The following is an 18,653-nucleotide window of genomic DNA, read 5'->3' on the forward strand; positions in this document are numbered from 1 at the left end:
CCGCGCCACCCTGGCTCCACGCCGGAGTGACCCCAAAGATGGAAACTCAGCCCGGATAGCGCCGCCGCTGCAATTCGGCGGGCGGCAGATCCGGCACATCATATTTCTTCCGCGCATAGGGATCCGCACCCGAAGGCTGCGCGATTCCCAGCGTATCGAGCAGCTGGTTGGTCGCGGCCAGGATCTGATATTGCGCGAAAATTTCCGAGAATCGCGCCGTTTCGCTGCGAACCTGCGTGTTGAAACGCGTGTTCTGGCTGTCCAGTACGTCCAGCAGCGAACGCCGTCCGACATTGAACTGCTCGCGATAGGATACCAGCAGCGAATCCGACACGGTGCCCTGCCGCGACAGGTCAGCCAGACGCTTCTTTTCCGTGTCCCAGCGGTTCCATGCGGTGCGGACATCCTCCTCCGCCTCGCGCTGGCGCTGGCTCAGGCGGAAACGCGCCTCGCTCGCCCGGCGGGTCATTTCCTGCACCTTCGCGCGGTTGATGCCGCCGTTGAACAGCTGCCAGCGCATGACCACGCGGCCCTGCACATCATTGGTGCTGCCCTTGAAGCCATCGACGTCCTCGCCGACACGTCCACGCCCTTCTAGCGTCACCGTCGGGCCGAGTTCGGACTGGGCTTCATCCACGACCGCCCGGGCGGCCTGAATATCGGCCTCGGCCTCCCGGATCAGCGGGTTATGCGTGCGCGCAGCTCCGATGGCCTCCTCCAGTGTCGGCGGCACGGCGCTCGTCACCGGATCGGGCATGCTGACCTGATCGATCGACAGGCCGGTCAGCGTGCGAAAGCTGATCGCCGCATTGGTCAGGTCCTGCTCCGCCTCGCTCTTGCGGACGAGCGCGGCCTGCAACCGTTCCTCGGCCTGCTGCTGGTCGGCGATGCTGATAGAACCCTGGCTCACGCCTTCGCCCAGGTCGCCGAGCAGCTTGCGGTGGAAGGCGATATTGTCCTCCGCCGCCGCGACCACCCGCTGCTGGAGCATATAGTCAAGATACTGGCGCGTGACGTTCAGCGCCACGAATTGAGACCGCTCCCCGACGCGCAACGCCGCGCCGTCGATCCGGGCAGCCTGACGCCGCTTTTCGGCACTGCGATAGCCCGAATCCCAGATCGTCTGCTCCGCGACCAGTCCGGCTTCGAGCGGCCAGAGCGTCTGGTCCTCAATGCCGATGGCGCGCCGCGTGGCGTTTTCCAGCCGCCGCACGCCCGCCGACGCCTCGATGCTCACGCGCGGCAGGTAAAGCCCCTTGGCCTGCTCACGCTCAAACTCGATGGCTTCCTTGTTCTGGATCGCCTGGTTGATTTCCGGATGGCTGTCGATCGCCGCGGAGATCGCGCTTTTCAGGTCCGTTGTCTGGGCCCAGGCCGTTCCCGCCATTGTCGCCACACAAAGGGCGATCAGGCTGCCGCATGTCTTGCGCATGAATGTCATGTTCGCCTCCCCCTTCAATTCGTGCTTGCCGTGATTTCGACGCGGCGATTCATCGGCTCGCGCACGCCGTCGGCCGTTTCGATCTTCAACTGGGTCTCGCCCAGGCCGCTGACCGTGATGGCGTCCGCGGCGATGCCGCCCTGACCCAGCAGGCTGGCGACATTCTGCGCGCGGCGAAGCGACAGGCCGTCATTGTAACGGGTACTGCCCGACGTGTCGGTGTAACCGGTGACGCCGAAACGCGTCCATCCGCACTGACCGGCAGACTGCGTCAGCTGACCGACCGTCGCCGCCCCTTCGGGCAGCGGCGTGTCCATGTTCCAGTCGAAGAAGATGGACACCGCCGGTGCGGTACAGTCCAGCGCGGGTGGGGCTGGAACTGCGGCCGACACCGGCGGCGGTGGCGATGCCGAGAGGCGCGCCACAAACTCGTCGCACTTGTTGATGCTGTCCGCATCCTTCGTGCCGGATTTCATGAAGCCGATCGCGATGCCACACTGGTTCTTGGCCTCGACGGCCCAGACCCAGCGGCTATCCTGTGCCGCACGCAGGCTGGCGTCCCCGCTCGCCGCTACCGCCGTATCGTAACGGCTTCTCAGCGCATCGTTCAGCTCCGCCTTGCCCAGCTGCAAGAGGGGCGAAGCAGGCGCGGCCCAGGCCGCGCTCGACATCATCCCCACCAGCAGGCCGAAAGTGGCAATCCTTCCCACCCCGTTTTTCATCATCAATCTCCCCATTATATCCCCGCGAGAGTTCGTGTTTTCGCCTGTCCGCCGATCAGCCATGGGCCACCGCCATCGCGTCATGCGCGGCAAGGGCCGCGTCGAAGACGGACGCCGCGAACGCCATGTGGCCGGTGTCGATCGGTTCGGCCGCAATCGGATTGAACAGCGCAGGCGCAATGTCCCCCGGCAGCGCTGCCAGCAGCGTGTCGATATCCGGTGCACCGATCGCGCCCAGCGCTTCGCTGACGACCTCGGCGACATTTGTCGGGGCAGCGCTCTGCGCAACCGCAAGCAGTGCCGCGCTGCCGTCGAATGCAGGCAGGTCGATCGACTGCGCCAGCAGCCCCTGATGATCGCCAAGATCGGGCTGCGCCGTTTCGACGCTGGCCTCCAGCGGAGCCGGCGCATCGCTGGCATCAGCCAGCGTCGCATGATCCGTCACGGGTTCGTCCCCGCCATGGCTGCTGTCCGCGACAGGCTCGTCGCCCGACTGCAAGGCTGGATCTTCGGTGGAGCCGAGCGATGTGGACTGGCTGTCCTCCAACGATGCTTCCGCCTCGACCGGGGCCGTGCTTGCCAGCATTGCGTCGGCCAGCGGCGCATCCTGTTCGGCAACGACCGGCGCCGGCTCCTGCTCGACCGCTTCAACCGCACCCGCCACCGCGACCAGGCTGGCCGCGATCAGTGCCTGATTGAAGGCGCTGCTGCTGGTCTCCGTCGTCTTGCTCGCCTCGCTCAGGCTGGAAGTCGCGAACATGACGTCCCCGACCGTGCCCTTGGTGCCATCGGCCCGGATATAGCTCGCCTCGCCCAGAACCGTGACGTCGCCGCCAGCGGCCTGATAGCTTGCGCCATCGGACGTCAATTCGATGGCGGCGATCTCCGCATCGGTCAGCGACCTGAACTCGCCAGCGTCGACCCGCCCGTTGCTGTTGGCGTCTTGCCAGATGCCGAACTCGGCAAAGGCAGCGTCCTTGGCGTCGAAGACCCCATCGCGATTGCTGTCATAGGCCAGCCGCAACCCTTCCAGGTCGCTCGCGGCCCCCGGCGCGTCGTCGGCAAAGACGATGTCGTACCCCCCGCCCGTTGCGTGAGCGAGCAGCCCGTCGTCGGACGAAACCCAGGCCGTATTGACCAGCCCGGCGCCATAATCATGATGGACGCCAGCCGACAGACCCACAAACTCCAGCCCGTCGCCATCCAGGTCGAGCGCGATCGGCGGCACTGGCGATGTTGGCGCGGTCGCCGTGATCGACAGGTTCCCGCTAGCCGTACTGTCGCCGTCGCCGTCGATGATCGTGACGGGGATGGTAAAGTTGACCGGCTGCGTCGTTTGAACGGCTGCAAAGAAGTCGCCGATCTTGAACGTCTCGCCACCCGCATGGTGGAACTCGATGCTGTTATACTGGGTCGCCGTGAACGCGCCAATGCGAGTATTATCCACCACATTCGTTACGGTCGCTTCCTGACCGCTGAACGTGACGTTGAACACATGCCCGCCAACCGTGACAGCACCATCGACGGTGACCTGCTTCGTCTCACCATTATAGCTGATAGCGACGGCATTGATCGTGTCCTTGACGCCGTCACCGATGTCATTGTCGGCATCGACATCATCGCGCGCGACGAGCCGGACGCTGGTGGTCTTGTTGTTACCGATTGATGTGAACAGGGCCGAAGCGCCGTTCACATTATAGTGCGCTTCAAAAGCGTGGTTCTGGTTGGTGAGGTCGCTGTAATCCTTGCCCGCTTCCGGCGCCCCGGTGAGATCAACAACGAAATCAACCCGGACGGCCTCGCCCAGTTTCACTGAGTTGCCGTCGCTGACACCGCCTTCAGAGGCGTTGGTGTTCATCGTGCCGCCGTCAATGCCGCTGGTCATTGGCGTCAGCAGCAGGTCCCTACTGTTGTCGTTACCAGCTGTCGAGAAGCCGGCCCACGCGCCATTGCCACCGACAAAGTCATACCCACCGCCATTGAAATCCACCGTAGTCAGTGAATCGAGCGGTTGATGCATGGTGACGACATATTTGTCGGAAAAGGATGTCGGCTGAAGCTGGACGGTAAAGACCGACCCGCCGGTGTTGCTGGCCGTCAGCGTCAAGCCGTCGGGCGAAATCGCGTAGCTCAACGCCTGCGATCCCGAAGTCAGCCCTCGCGCGATTAATGTGTCGATGGAAGCCTGGGTGAAGATGATCTTCCCGCCATCCGCCCCATAATTATTATCGACGTCAAAATCGGCATCCAGGAACGCACTGCTCGTCTGGTTTGCGCTGTTGGTAACGCTCACCGCCAGCGGAGCCGTGCCGATCGGCGCATCGTCGATCACCGTGACCTGCGCAGTCGCCGATGCGATACTATTATCCGTATCGACCGCCGTCACCGTGATCCCACTGATGACGATATTGCCTGTCCCGCCAAAGGGATGCGGGAAATTGTCGCTGATCGTGACCGATACGGTCGCCGATCCCGATGCCCCGGCCAGGATAGGCAGCGCCGGCGGAACGAGGGTCAGCGTGATCGCCGCGATCCCGCCAATCGTGCCGGTGATCTGGGTGGGGCTGTCCAGCGTCCACACGATATCGTCGCCCGCGACCCCGTCAACATTGGCGGTAATCCCCGCGACCGTCGTGAACGCCACGCCGGTGATGTTGTCCGATCCCGCCAGGAAACTGACGGTATCGCTGCCCGCCTCGGCTGGCGAAGCCGGGTTCGTACCCTGCGCATTTATGGTGCTCAGCGCTTCTTCATCGACCGTGACCGCTGCATTTTTCGTCGCGCTCGGCCCCGCCCCATCGGTGACGGAGATGGTCTGCGTGTCCTGCGCAACGTCATTGTCCGCGTCCGTCACCTTGACGGTGAAGCTGACCGACGGGTTCAGCGCATTGTTCAGGTTGTTGTTGGAGACAAAGCTCCAGGTGCCGTTGGCATTGACCGTCAGCGTGCCCAGACCCGTATCGATCGGCGTACCGACCGCATAGCTGTTCGCCCCCACCAGAACGACCGTCGAAGCGCCCGGCTGGTCCGCCCCAATCGTCTGCGACCAGGTGCCGCTCGCCGTCGCGCCTTCGACCACGCTGGTCTGGCCATCAACGCTCAGCGAAGGAATGTCGTCGGACACTGACAGCGTCACCGCGACCGACGCGCTGTCGCCATCCTGATCCGAGGCGACGACCGCGATATTCCCCAGCGCCGCCACATCGTCGGCGGTAAAGGTGGGGTGGCTGTCATAATTGTTCAGCAGGGTCGCGGTGACCGTCACCTCGCCGGTCTGCCCGGCCGCCAGCGGCGAAGCCGTCAGCGTCAGCGCGACGATCTTGGTCCCGGTGCCCACCGGCCCGTCCCAACCCTCGATCAGCGTGTCGGACACCCGGTTCCACGTCAGCCCGCCGCCCAATGTCGCCACGCTCGATGCAAAGGCAAAGCCCAGCGCGTCCGACCCGGCGGTGAAGCTGATCTTGCCCGAAGCAAAATCATCCGCGCCCGGCGTACGGCCATCGGCCAGATTCTGGTCGTCCATCTGCAGGCTCAACGGCGCGCCTGCGGACGGCCCCGCTCCGTCGGTGATGGAGATGGTCTGCGTGTCCTGCGCAACGTCATTGTCAGCGTCCGTCACCTTGACGGTGAAGCTGACCGACGGGTTCAACCCATTGTTCAGATTATTGTCGGAGACAAAGCTCCAGGTGCCGTTGGCGTTGACCGTCAGCGTGCCCAGCCCCGTGTCGATCGGCGTACCGATCGCATAGCTGTTCGCGCCCACCAGCACGACCGTCGAAGCACCCGGCTGGTCCGCCCCAATCGTCTGCGACCAGGTGCCGTTCAGCGTCGCGCCTTCGACCACAGTCGTATCGCCATCGACCGCCAGGATCGGCGCGTCATCCTGCACCGTCACATCAATGCTGGCGGACGGCGACACATCGCCATCGCTGTCCGTCACGCGGACGGCAAAGCTGTCGCCCGGCAATGTGTCGGCCGCACCGCTGATGCCGTCTCCATCGGAAGGGTTGCTGTCCGGATGCGCCGGATTGTTGGCGGTCAGCGTATAGCTGTAGCTATACTGGCCAAGACCGTCCGACGTCACCGTCAAGGTTCCAGCCGCGCCCTGAACCACCACCGGCGATCCCACCGTCGCGCCGGTCACATCGACCCAGCCATTGCTTCCCTGAACCTCGACCTTGGCCAGCGTGTCGCCGCCGGTCGTGATCGTCATCGCCCCGCTCGCTGTCTCGCTATCGCCCGCCGCCTGCGTTCCGTTGGGAAGGCCCGCTTCCGACACCGTCAGGTCGCTGACCAGCACGACAGGCGTAGAGTCGCCCGCCAGCACTATGGTCACGGTCGCGGTGGAACTGTCCCCGTCGCCATCGGTGATGGTGTAGGTGAACTGGTCCTCACCCGTCGCACCGGCTGTCGGCGTGTAAAGGAACACGCCATTGCCCTGATAAACCGCCGTGCCCTGAGCAGGACCGCTCGTCAGGACCAGTTGCCCGCCAACCGCCAGATTGACGCCGTCCGCGCCAAGCGTGTCAGCCCCGGCTGCGCCCGTCGTCGTGCCCTCACCCGTGATGACGTTGATGAGCATCGCGGCATCTTCCGCCGGCTGGGTCGCAGCATCGTCGCGCGCTTGCGGCGCATCGTCGAGCACGGCAACGTCCAGGCTGGCGTTGGCCTTCGACCCGTCGCTATCGGTCACTTCCACCGGGAAGCTGTTCGTCAGGCTCGCCCCATCCGCGCCAGTGTGCAGCAGCGTGTTGTCGTTCAGCACATAGCTGTAATGAACGGTGCCGCCGATCACATCGCCATCGGCGCCCGGCGTGGGCGTGAAGCTATCAATGGTCAGCGTGCCATAGGCGTTGGTGATGACCACGCCCGAAACGAAAGATCCATTGGCAAAGATCGTCTGGCCGCCGACCGTGATGGTCGCAACCCCGTCAGGCGCGGTCAGCGTAAATTCGCCTGCCTGCGTCAACCCGCCCTCGTCGGGGGAGGTGCCGTCCAGAAGATCATCTTCACGCACGGTCAATTCCGCACCCTGGCCGCTCAGGCCATTGATGCTCACCCCGTCGTTGCTACCCTCAATCGTGATAACCAAGGACGCCTGCGCGCTGTCATTGTCGCCGTCAGTGATTACGTAGGTAAAGGTTTCGGTCAGCGTCTCGGTGGAATCGAGGCCCTGTACGACGCCATTGGCGTTGTCGAGCGTATAGACGTAGCCGCCGCCTTCCTGGATCAGCAGGGTGCCATAGACGCCCTTGATAGGCTGACCAACCTCGCCTTCCGCTCCGCCGAAGGAAATGCCGGTAACGGTCGCGCCATCGGCGCCCTGAACGTCAGCAACGCCGTCAGTGGCGTTCAAGTCGCCACCCCCCGACCCCGTCAGCACATTGCCATCGGCGACCAGCGGCCCATCTTCCTTGACGAAATCAACATCCGACAAGGCGGTCGGTTGATCGTCCAATATGGTGATGACCAGCGTGTCGGTGGCGCTGTCGCCATCGACATCGGTCACCGTCACCTCGAAACTGTCGGTGACCGGCGCGCCACCGCTATTGTCGGTGTTGGCGGTCAGCGTATAGCTATATTCGATCCGGCCTTCGCTGATGGAGATGATCTCCAGATAGCCCTTGTCCGTTTCGATCCGCTGCCCCGCCTCGATAACCGGAATGTCGTTGATCGTCACGGTCGAGGGCGCGTCAGGCGCGGTATAGGTGATGACACCCGAAGTCGTTTCGACATCGGCCTCGGCGTTCGATCCCGGCGCAGGTCCGACGCCTTCATCCAGGCCGGATTCATCGACCACCGTACCCTCGCCGATGCGCGGGATCGAAATGATCATCACATCGCTGTTTGCGATATCGATACGAAGTGTGGCGGCGCTCAGGTCGCCATCGCCGTCGCGCAGCGTGTAGGTGAAGCTGTCGCTCACGCCCCCCGGCGTGCCTGCGTCGCGCGCATAGCTGTAGCTGCCATCGCCATTCAGCGTCAGCTTGCCATAAGCGCCCTGAATGACCTGTCCGACAGTCTCGGCATTGACCAGCGCTGCCCCGCCCGCTCCAGCCGCGACGCCAGCCACGACCGCGCCATCCGCGCCGCGCGTGTCCGCTCCCGCCGCGCCGGATACCGTGCCCGCGCCACTGATGACATTGCCGCCTTCGGGACCATAGGTGCCCGCCGCCACGCCATCTACATCGGCCCGCGCCACGGGCAGGTCATCGACGATCTGGACGTCGATCGCCCCCGCCGCCGTCGATCCGTTGCGGTCGGTCGCCACCACGGCAAAGCTCTCGAACAGATTGTCCGCGCCCGCAGCGCCATGATCCAGGCTGTTGTCGGCTAGCACGAAGCTATAGGTAAAGCTGCCCGCCGTGGGCACGCCGCCCTGCTGGCTGGTCGCGGTGAAACCGGTAATGGTCAGCGTGCCAAGCGGCGTCGTCACCACCTGCCCCGCGACAAATGCGCCGTCAGCCAGCACCGTCACGCCGCCCACAGTGACGGTGGTCAGGCCATCCGGGCCGCTTACGCTGAACGATCCGCCCTGGGTCAGCGCCGCCGCATCGGGCGAGCTGCCATCGGCCAGATCGTTTTCAAGGACGACCAGTTCCGCGCCGTTCGCGCCCGGCCCATCGGTCAGGCCGGTGATCGTGACGCCGTCATCCGCGCCGTTGATGGTGATGGTCAGCGTCGCGGACGATGTGTCACCATCCGCATCCGTGATCGTATAGCTGAAGCTGTCGGTCAGCGTCTGGCCAGGCGTCAGGAACTGGACAGCCGGGTTATCGTTCGCCAGCTCATACCGGTAACCGCCGCCTGCGGACAGGACCAGGGTGCCGTATGTCCCCTCGAAAGTGCCGGTCGTGACGCTGGCTATGCCGTCCGCGCCTTCGACGTCCGCGACGCCATCCGTGTCGTTGGCGTCGCTGCCCCCCGCTCCGGTCAGCACATTGCCGTCGGCGACCAGCGGGCCGTCCTCCGTCGCGCTGTCCGCGTCATCGACCGCAAGCGGAACATCGTCGGTGATGGAGATGGTCAGCGTCGCCGTTGCCTCATCCCCGTCCGCGTCAGTGACGGTCACGGTAAAGACCTCGGCTGGCGGCGCGCCGACGACATTGTCGCTCAGCGTGTAACTGTAACCGATCGATCCGCTTTCGATGGATGTGATGGTCAGGACGCCCAACGGCGTCGTGAAGGTCTGGCCCACAGTCGTCACGGCTACGCCGCCGATGGCGACCACAGACGGCCCGTCATTGGCAGAAAAGACGATGGTGCCAGTGGTGCGCTCGCTATCGCCAGCGGCTGCCGAACCGGCAGGCTCCTCGCCCCGCGCGGGCAGACCGGCTTCGCTTACGACAGCCGTTGCGTTGGTGGCGCCAGCCGGCTGGTCGGGCGTGACGATCTGTACCTCAGGCTCGTCATCCTCGGTCGGCGCGATCGGCAGTATCTCTTGCTCTTCGGGCTGGGTGAACGACAATTCGGTGGGCGGCAGCAGGTCGCCCAGAGCGTAGGGATCGCCCAACTCTCCATCGGTGGCCAGGAAATTGCCGCCCGAACTGCGCGCAGGTCCAGCAGCGGGCTGCGGCTCTTCACCGATCAATAGGGCGGCAAGGTTGACGGACGGGATCTCAACGTCCCCGATGACGATCCGGGGCACGACCACCGCGCCGTCCAGGATCACCATCTGCGTGCCGTCCGGCAGCGTCACGACCAGGTTGCGGCCATCGACTTCGATCTGGTTGATGTCGGTTCCGGCAGGCAGCACGATGACGCCATCGGCGCCCGGCGTTACGGTGCGCATTGAACCCGGCTGAATGGGATCGCCTTTCACCCGCGCAGCGAGTGCAGCAAGCTCCGGCTCCGGCGCCTGCTGACGGTCAGCGGCGGCATCGACATTCCATTCGCGCTCGAAATCCATCTTTCCATCCCAACCTGCGTCATGGGGACGGACCGAAGAAGCGCGCAGAAGACCGCTTTCCGAACGCTGTCATGCGTCCGAAATGGCTCTTCCTCGACATACGGCATTAGCGGATCAGCTATTGCCCCTTGTCTGCAATCTCCCGTCGGCAGGACTTCCCAGTCCTTTGCCGCCCCGGATTAACCCTTTTGTCTTTTATTTCTGACCCGATGAAACATCATATTAGGTTGGAGTTAGGGGAGTCACTTGATTTCGACTTTTGTTAACCATTTTAATATTATAGCGGCTTAAAAATAACCGATGATTTATTACTTTGGATATAGCTTATTTTTTTACACTATATCTTCAGAACTATAGCTTCGACTTGACCAAGGTTAACGCTTGAAAGCATCAGAGACGCGACTCGGATCGGAGCGAAGTCCGATCACCGCACCATGGGAACACGCTGTCTTGAAAATCCGACCTGCATCTGAGCCTGCAAAGAAAAAAGCGGGCGACCAGCCTCGGCCGATCACCCGCTCATTTTTTTGCGACCCATAGGATTTCTTTTCCGGCGCTGTGGTCAGTCCCCCCAATTCACACCAATGCGCGCACTGGTGAAACCTATGGGAAAATCAAACGCCCCGTCCGATGGATGAGCGTGGGATAGCAGCCGCGGATCGCTTGGCAATTCACCCGAAGAACTATTACTTCTGCTATACGCAGCCCGCCAGAAAGCCGATCAATCGGTCGCCATATCGGCGTTAACATCTGGTATTTGCGCCAATATCCCCGCCATCCGCCTGCTGCTCTCGCTGGCCGATCCGGTTGTGCGGCGAAATGTCTCCAACGCATATTTCGCCAGCGGCCCCGCCGCATCGGGCCGTTTGCGCGCGAGATAGAAATCGACGAGATTCTCCAGCGCCATCTGGCAAGCCGGATCATCCTCGCCCCTCGTCTGTCGATAGCTATCGAAAACGCGGCGCAACAATTGCTCCGCCTCGCGGTACTGCCCCGTCCGCTCCAGTATCAGCGCCAGGTCATTGGCTGAAATCAGCGCGCGTGGATCATCAGGGCCGAATAGTTCGTCGGCGATCGCCAGCGCCTTGCGCGCAGGTTCGACCGCGTCTGCGCCATGCCCTTGCGCATAAGCGGATTGCGCCAGGGCGACGAGACCGCGCCATTCCTTCTCCCGCGCCTCCGTGACACCGGCGACATAGGGCTCCTGCGCCCAAAGCGGCGGCGCCATCCATGTCAGCAGACCGACGGTAAGGCAGCTTCTACCCCAACCGCGAAAGGCCATCTTACCCCTCCCCCTCATATCCGCATCAGCAAGGCGCGCGACAAGGAAAGCCCGCCGCCCAGCGGTCAGGACGTCAGCGCCTCGATCAGCGACTTGACCTTCTTCTGCCGCCACTGGGGCAGGGGCGCGATCAGCCAGTAGGCAAGCGGCGTCGGCACCACCTCTCCAACCCGCCGCACGCGGCCTGCATCAATGTCGGCCTGCGCCAGCAGCAGCGGCACCGTGGCCCGCCCGAAACCGTTGATCGCCGCTTCGATGGCAAGACCCCCATCCGCCACGCGAATCATCGCAGGCTCGCTGCCCGCCGGACAGCCGGGCCAGTCGATACGGTGTTCAGGACCGCCCTGCGCTGCCTCGACGGTCACGAAACTGCTATCGCCGACCTTGACGCCCTCATGCTCGCCCGGCCCTTCGGCCAGCCGCAACGCCAAATCCAGATTGGCTTCGGTAAAATCAAGCGCATCGTCCGCCGCCACCAGGGCGAATTTGAGATCAGCCTGGTTCTCCGCATAGCTGGCGAGGCGCGGCTGCAACCATTTTGCGGTGATGTCGCGGGGAGCCGCGATCGTCAGCGACAAACTCGATTGCCCCGCCTGCATCGCCCGCACGGCTTCCTCAAACTCCAGGAAACCGGCACGCAGCGCCTCCAGCCCCGCCTCCGTCTCCGGCGTCAATTCCAGCCCCTTTGGCGTGCGACGGAACAGCACGACGCCCAGCAGGTCCTCCAACGCCCGGATCTGCTGGCCAACGGCTGCGGGCGTCACGGCCAACTCGTCCGCAGCCCTTGTGAAGGACAGGTGCCGCGCCGCCGCATCCAGCACGCGCAGGCCATTCAACGGCAAATGGGTACGCTTCATTCGGCAATCGCCGGGGCTATGAGCGCGAAATGGGGAATGGCGATGTCGAACGTCTCCCCGCTGGCGCCGATCATATGATAATGACCGCGCATTGACCCCGTGGGCGTATTGAGCGGACATCCCGACACATAGTCATAGCTTTTGCCCGGCTGCACCACCGGCTGCTCGCCGACCACGCCGTCGCCGTCCACGCGATGCTGCGTTCCCCGCCCATCGGTGATGACCCAGTGACGGGTCAGCAACTGCACCGGCTGGTCGCCCACATTCTCGATGCGAATATGATAGGCCCAGAACCAGCGCCCCCGGTCCGGTTCGGACTGTTCCGGCAGGAAGGTGACGGCCACATGCACGTTGATGTCGCGCGTGGTCGCGTGGAAGGGGAAAAGCGCGTTCACGGTCAAAGAAATGCGCCCATCACCCCGTCCCCGTCAACGGCCTATCGACTTGAGCGCACGATCAAGATCCTCGATCACATCGTCCGGGTCTTCCAACCCGACATTCAGGCGCAGCATATCCTCGGTAATCCCGACTTCCAGCCGCGCCGCTTCCGCCATGCTATAATGGGTGGTCGATGCCGGATGCGTCATCAACGACCGGGAATCCCCGATATTGTTGCTGATGTCGATCAGCTCCAGCCCATTCAGCAGGCCATGCGCTTCCTTGCGCCCGCCCCCGACATAGAGGGAGAAGATCGGTCCAGCCATCGCCATCTGGGTCATCGCCAGTGCATGCTGCGGATGGCTTTCCAGGCCGGGATAAAGAACCTTCTCCACCCGCCCTTCCAGGAATTTGGCGACCTTCAGCGCATTCTCGCTCTGACGGCGGATACGCAGGTCCAGCGTCTCCAGCCCCTTCAGAACAACCCAGGCATTGAAGGCGCTCAGCGTCGGCCCGGTGTTCCGGTGGAAAGGCAGCAGCGTGTTGATGATGAAATCTTCCGTGCCGCAGATCGCGCCCGCAAGCACGCGGCCCTGTCCGTCCATCATCTTGGTCGCGCTATAGGCGACGACATCCGCGCCGAATTCCATCGGCCGCTGCAGCGCGGGCGTGGCAAAGGCATTGTCCACCACGCTGGTGACGCCATGCTTTTTGGCGATGCCGCAAACGGCCGCCAGATCGACGACGTCCATCGTCGGATTGGCAGGCGTTTCGAAAAAGAAGACCTTGGTATTCGGCCGCACCGCCGCTTCCCACGCGCCATTGTCGGTCGCATCAACGGTCGTCGTCTCGATGCCGAACTTGGGCAGCAACGTGTCGGTCAGCCAGCGGCAGGATCCGAACAGCGCCTTGCCCGCGACCACATGGTCGCCCGCCGACAGCTGGCACAGCAACGCCGCCGTCATCGCCGCCATGCCCGTCGCCGTAGCGCGGCACGCTTCCGCGCCTTCCAGCAGCGCGATGCGCTTTTCCAGCATCTCCACGGTCGGGTTCTGCAAGCGGCTGTAGGTCATACCCTGCTGCTCGCCAGCAAAGCGCATCGCCGCGTCTTCGGCCCGATCGTAGCTGTAGCCGCTCGTCAGGAACAGTGCTTCGGACGTCTCGCCCCATTCGCTACGCGCGGTACCGCCGCGCACCGCCAGTGTCGCGGGACGCCAGTTCTTGGTGATCTCCGGGTCCTGCCCGCTCCTGCGCTTCATCCTGCGTTCCTCAATTCAGCGCCGCCAGCACCGCGTCGCCCATCTCCACCGTGCTCATGCTGCCGCCCAGATCAGGGCTGCGCGCGCCATTGGCCAGAGCCTTGGCGACGGCGGCCTCGATCCGGTCAGCCTGTTCAGGCATCTTGAGCGAGTAACGCAGCATCATCGCCGCGGACAGAACCGTTGCCAGCGGATTGGCCTTGCCCTGCCCGGCAATGTCGGGCGCGGAACCGTGGATCGGTTCATACAGTCCCTGATTGCTGTCGTTCAGCGTCGCCGAAGCCAGCATGCCGATAGAGCCGACGCACATGCTCGCCTGATCGGACAGGATGTCGCCGAACATGTTGCCGGTGACGATCACATCGAACTGGCCCGGATTACGCACCAGCTGCATCGCGGCATTGTCGACATACATGTGGGACAGCGCCACATCGGGATATTCCGCCGACACCTCGATCATCACATCGCGCCACAACTGGCTCGTTTCCAGCACATTGGCCTTGTCCACCGAACACAGCTTGCCGCGACGTGCACGGGCCGCCTGAAAGCCCTGATGCGCTATCTTGCGCACCTGCTCTTCATTGTACGACATGATGTCATAGCCTTCGCGCAGGCCTTCGGGCGTCTTGCGCATGCCCTTTTCGCCGAAATAGACGTCGCCATTGGTTTCGCGCACGATCAGCAGGTCGATGGCGCTCGCCACCTCCTTCTTCAGCGCCGACGCATCGGCCAGTTCCGGGAAAACCTTCGCCGGACGCAGGTTGGAAAAGAGGCCCAGCTCCTTGCGCAGGCCCAGGATCGCCTGCTCCGGCCGCAAATGCCGCTCCAGCGAGTCGCAGTCGGGATCGCCGACCGCGCCGAACAGGATCGCGTCGGCGCGCTTCGCCAGTTCCAGCGTTTCTGGCGGCAACGGATGGCCCACCGCCTTGTAGGCCGCGCCCCCAACCAAGCCTTCCTCGTAGGTCAGGCCATCAATCCCCAATGCGTCCAGCACGCGCCGGGCCTGGGCGACGATCTCCGGCCCGATACCGTCTCCGGGAAAAATGGCGATCAACATGGCGGCAACTCCTCAGAACTGATGGCCGCCCCTTATGAAGCCGCCGCGCCTCACGCAACCGCTCTTTTCAGGCGATCGACCAGTCTTTCCCGCGCGGCGAGCACGTCGGCCTTCCACTCGGTCAGTACGGACCGCTCCAGAAAGAAGCCGGTGAGCCGCAGCCCGTCCAATATCGCGCCCCATTCCGCAGCCCCGCCCTCCAGCAGAAACGGCGGCAATGGCAGCAGGCGACTTTCATAACCCACCGCCGCATCCCTGCTGACGGCGGCGGCGCTTCGCGGGCTGACATAGGCCAGATCCTGCACGCCTCCGGTCGCCGCGCAACGGCCAAGGTCCAGGCCAAAGCCAAGCTCGGCCAGCAGCAGCAGTTCATACCGCACCAGCGCCACCGCCCACCCTCGCGCTGCGGGCGCCGCATCGACCGCCCCCAGCACCCCGTCCAGCGCCTGATAGAGCGCGGGATAGGGCGTCCCTTCCGGCAACGCGGCCGCCGTCAGCGCACACACCCAGTCGATCGCCGCAGCAGGCAGAGGTTCCGATAAAAGCGGTGCACGGCTATGCTCCAGCTCCACCGTCAGGCTGGCGAGTTGCTCCTCCGTGCGTGCGCGAAATTCCGCCTTCACGCTGTTCCCCGGCAACAGCACCGGGCGCAAAGCCCGCGATCGGCCCCCGCGCACATAACCGGCCAACAAGCCATGGCCCGGCGTCAACAGTCGCGCGATCGCGCCATGCTCCCCATGGGAACGTACCCCGCAAACAAGGGCAGGAGTGATCAGCGCCGCCATAGCGCGTCTTTAACCCCGACGGGCATGCCGCGCCATGGCCGCAAGCACATCTTCATATTCCAATTGATATAAGTTGTGTCGGTTGCCTGACTGTGGTCAGATATTCGCGTGGGAGTCGGGGGACATGCCACTATGTTGAACATGCCCAAGGCGCCATCGACCGCGATGGATCGCCTGGTGCTCTGGTTGGGTCGTTCGCCGACGCTGGGTTTTGCCATATCCCGCGTCGCCTTTGCCGTGGCTGCCACATGGCAGGTCTCCGCGATGTTCAGCAATGAACCCGACTTTGCCCGAACCACCTTCCTGCTACAGGCCGGCATCTGGCTCTGGACGCTGGCCAGCATCGCCCAGCATATGCTGACGCCGCCGTTGGCCCTGGCGCTGCGCCCGATATCGCTGTTCGTGGACGTCATCATCTTCCTGACGGTCATCGCCTTGTGCGAACCGCTACAGATTGCGGCGCTCGCCTGCCTCTTCTTCGTCGCATGGTCGGCGTCGGACCGGTTCGGCCGGGGGTCCATCATCGTCCTGGCCCTGTGCCTTGTCCTCGCCTTCCTGGCGCGGGGCTATTATGAATCCTGGGCCTCCACCCGCCATGTGGCCGAAGTGGACCGGGCGATCGACGGGCTTACCGTCCTCATCGGCTGCATCATCGCGGCGGCGATGCTCAGCCTGTCGATCCTTGAAAAGCGCCTGATAAGCTGGTCCGAGCGATTGCAGGCCGTGGGCCTTTCATTTCAGAAATCGCTTCCCCGCTTCGTCATCGAACAGATTTCGCAGCTCATGGCGGCCCGCTATTGCGCCTTTGTGTGGCAGATGGACGACGGCCCGGTCCATTGCGACATCATCGATGCGGAAGGCATTCGCACCCTCAACCTGCCCCAGCGTCAAAACGAAAGCCTGCTCACCATCACCCCGCGCGAGGCGCCCTTCCTCTATTCCGGCCAGTCCAGCCGCATCCTGTTGCGCAGCCGCTTAGGCATATTGCGCAATGAAAAGGCGGAGCAGCTGACCGAAACGGTGCTCGATGTGCTCGGCCAGGGTCAGGGCGTCAGCGTCCATGTCCAGACCGGCGAGTTGCGCGGCCGCCTATTCGTCGGCGCACGGCACGGCTGGTCGCCCGCCGCCCTGCTCCGCGCCCAGCGCATCCAGGAAGGGCTGGAGCTGTTCCTCGAACGCCACTTCTTCTTTCTCGCCTGGCGCGAACGCACTTTTGCCGAAGCCCGCCTGGCGCTCAGCCGCGACCTGCACGACAGCGTCCTCCAGACGCTGGCCGCGCTTCGCGTCAGGCTCGTCACCGCGATCCACGGCCTCACCGCGATCGACGCCCCGCACCAGCTCGCCGAACTGCGCGCCATGGAGGAACTCGTCACCGCCGAACAGGCGCATCTGCGCCGCCTCCTCAGCACGACCGAGGGCGCCACCGGCAATGTGGAGCTGAACCGCGAGATTGAGCGCTGCTGCCGCTTCATCGCCCTGCAATGGGGCATCGAATGCAGGCTGAACGCTACGGACCATCCGATGACCGTGCTGCCCGAAACAGCAGCCGAAATCGAATTTCTGATCCGGGAAGCCGCCGCCAACGCGGTCAAGCATGCCGCGGCCCAGCATATCACCGTCTCTCTGGCCCAGGCCGATGACGAGATATTGATCGCGCTCAAGGACAATCCGGGCGCGCAGCCCGTCGAACGGGAAAATTATACCGGCGACTTCGAACTCCAGTCGCAATCCATCATGAAGCGGTTGGGCAAGATCGGCGGCACCGCCTATTTCCACAACTTAAGCATGAATTCATTAATTTCGATCAGATTGCCTTCATCCTTACCGAGGTCCCCAATATGACGGCGCAGATAGCCATAGTCGACGATCACCCCATCTTCCTCGATGGCATGGTGCAATTTCTCAGTTCCCATGGCCACGATGTCGTATTCTGTGCGCGATCGGTGGATGAAGCCATCTCCCGCCTTCAGGCGGAGCAGCCCGACCTGCTGATCCTTGACGTCAGCATGAAGGACGGCGGCGGGCTCGCCATCCTCTCCGCCATCCGCAGCAGCGGCAGCACCGTGCCGGTCATCTTCATGACCGTCCACATCCGCCCCGATCAGACGCTGGAAGCCATCAAGCTGGGCGTCGATGGCGTCGTGCTGAAGGATAGCGATCCCAACGAACTGCTGACCTGCATCGGTCAGGTGTTGAGCGGGAACAAGAGCATCGCGCCCTTCGTCATGGAACAGGCGCTGGTCCACAGCATCTCCGCCCCGGCGAACGACAGCAACGCCCTGTCCACCCTCACCGATCGGGAAATGGAGATCGCCGGCCTCATCCGCGCGGGCCTGCGCAACCGTGAAATCGCTGGGCGCTGTGGCCTGACGGAAGGCACGGTGAAGGTCCACCTGCACAGCATCTTCCAGAAGCTAGGGATCAAGTCGCGCTCGGAACTCATCATCATGATGCTGTCCATCGACAATGACGTCCCAGCGGTAGGAATGCACTAAACTCCAGAATAGGGGTTCTGCGCAGAGGCCGGGGATTGCGGAAATCGGGGCCGTTGGACGGCCCCTCCGCGCTGTCAGCGTGATCCGCTCAAATACATGACCGAAAGCGAAAACGCGGCGCAGCTAAAAAACCTGCCGTCCGGACGCGACGCGCGCGGGCTAAAGTGCTGCCCGTCCGAACGGCGCGCTCCGCGTCTCCGCATGCCTCAGGATGGGCGGGTAAACCGCTCCAGCGTCACCCAACCTTCGACATAATTGGCATAATATAGGCCAAACAGCACTGCCGACAGGATCGTGGCGCGAACCGCCACAACCCCGGGGCGAAAGTTGCTGGGCGCACTATCCGCCTGGCCCTTCACCATCACTTCGCCCGTTTCGTCGGGCGTGCGGATGCCAAAGGGCATGACGATGAACGCGCTGATCACCCAGAACAGAAAATAAATGGCGAAGATCGCGTACAGGTTCATG

General features: G+C 63.6%; 12 protein-coding genes. 2 read left to right on the forward strand and 10 right to left on the reverse strand.

Annotated features, from left to right (window positions below):
• Positions 1-46 precede the first annotated feature (46 nt).
• The 9 genes from K663_RS10815 to recO all read right to left on the reverse strand — a co-directional run bounded on the left by K663_RS10815 (position 47) and on the right by recO (position 15,690).
• Positions 47-1,441, reverse strand: coding sequence for a TolC family protein (locus K663_RS10815; protein ID WP_062117238.1), 1,395 nt, complete (start codon positions 1,439-1,441; stop codon positions 47-49).
• A 14-nt stretch (positions 1,442-1,455) separates the two neighbouring features.
• Positions 1,456-2,166 (reverse strand): OmpA family protein, encoded by a 711-nt coding sequence (locus tag K663_RS10820; protein WP_235589427.1) that lies wholly within the window; start codon positions 2,164-2,166, stop codon positions 1,456-1,458.
• Positions 2,167-2,218: 52 nt separating this feature from the next.
• Complete coding sequence (locus K663_RS10825; RefSeq protein ID WP_062117242.1) at positions 2,219-10,072, reverse strand: beta strand repeat-containing protein; 7,854 nt, start codon at positions 10,070-10,072, stop codon at positions 2,219-2,221.
• A 721-nt stretch (positions 10,073-10,793) separates the two neighbouring features.
• Positions 10,794-11,354: a tetratricopeptide repeat protein gene (locus tag K663_RS10830; RefSeq protein WP_145902263.1), complete on the reverse strand. Its 561-nt coding sequence runs from the start codon at positions 11,352-11,354 to the stop codon at positions 10,794-10,796.
• 65 nt (positions 11,355-11,419) lie between these two features.
• Positions 11,420-12,211, reverse strand: coding sequence for a LysR family transcriptional regulator (locus K663_RS10835; RefSeq protein ID WP_062117249.1), 792 nt, complete (start codon positions 12,209-12,211; stop codon positions 11,420-11,422).
• A complete protein-coding gene (apaG, locus tag K663_RS10840) occupies positions 12,208-12,606 on the reverse strand; it encodes a Co2+/Mg2+ efflux protein ApaG (protein ID WP_037463243.1) in 399 nt (132 codons plus the stop codon). Before apaG ends, K663_RS10835 begins: the two co-directional genes overlap by 4 nt.
• Positions 12,607-12,639: 33 nt before the next feature.
• On the reverse strand, positions 12,640-13,848 hold the full coding sequence (gene metZ, locus K663_RS10845; protein WP_062117252.1) for an O-succinylhomoserine sulfhydrylase: 1,209 nt from the start codon (positions 13,846-13,848) through the stop codon (positions 12,640-12,642).
• A 10-nt stretch (positions 13,849-13,858) separates the two neighbouring features.
• The gene (leuB, locus tag K663_RS10850; RefSeq protein WP_062117255.1) at positions 13,859-14,905 is read right to left on the reverse strand and encodes a 3-isopropylmalate dehydrogenase; all 1,047 of its coding nucleotides are present in this window, start codon (positions 14,903-14,905) and stop codon (positions 13,859-13,861) included.
• A gap of 50 nt (positions 14,906-14,955) precedes the next feature.
• Positions 14,956-15,690 (reverse strand): DNA repair protein RecO, encoded by a 735-nt coding sequence (gene recO, locus K663_RS10855; RefSeq protein WP_062117258.1) that lies wholly within the window; start codon positions 15,688-15,690, stop codon positions 14,956-14,958.
• Positions 15,691-15,822: 132 nt separating this feature from the next.
• Between recO and K663_RS10860 the strand changes: the two genes are divergently transcribed.
• Both K663_RS10860 and K663_RS10865 read left to right on the forward strand, forming a co-directional pair.
• Positions 15,823-17,532: a histidine kinase gene (locus tag K663_RS10860; protein WP_062117262.1), complete on the forward strand. Its 1,710-nt coding sequence runs from the start codon at positions 15,823-15,825 to the stop codon at positions 17,530-17,532.
• Positions 17,529-18,185, forward strand: coding sequence for a response regulator (locus K663_RS10865; protein ID WP_062117265.1), 657 nt, complete (start codon positions 17,529-17,531; stop codon positions 18,183-18,185). Before K663_RS10860 ends, K663_RS10865 begins: the two co-directional genes overlap by 4 nt.
• A gap of 206 nt (positions 18,186-18,391) precedes the next feature.
• Here the strand turns inward: K663_RS10865 and K663_RS10870 are convergent, their stop codons facing one another.
• Complete coding sequence (locus tag K663_RS10870; protein ID WP_062117268.1) at positions 18,392-18,652, reverse strand: DUF1467 family protein; 261 nt, start codon at positions 18,650-18,652, stop codon at positions 18,392-18,394.
• Position 18,653 lies beyond the last annotated feature (1 nt).

Source organism: Sphingobium sp. MI1205, assembly GCF_001563285.1.
Taxonomy (GTDB): domain Bacteria; phylum Pseudomonadota; class Alphaproteobacteria; order Sphingomonadales; family Sphingomonadaceae; genus Sphingobium.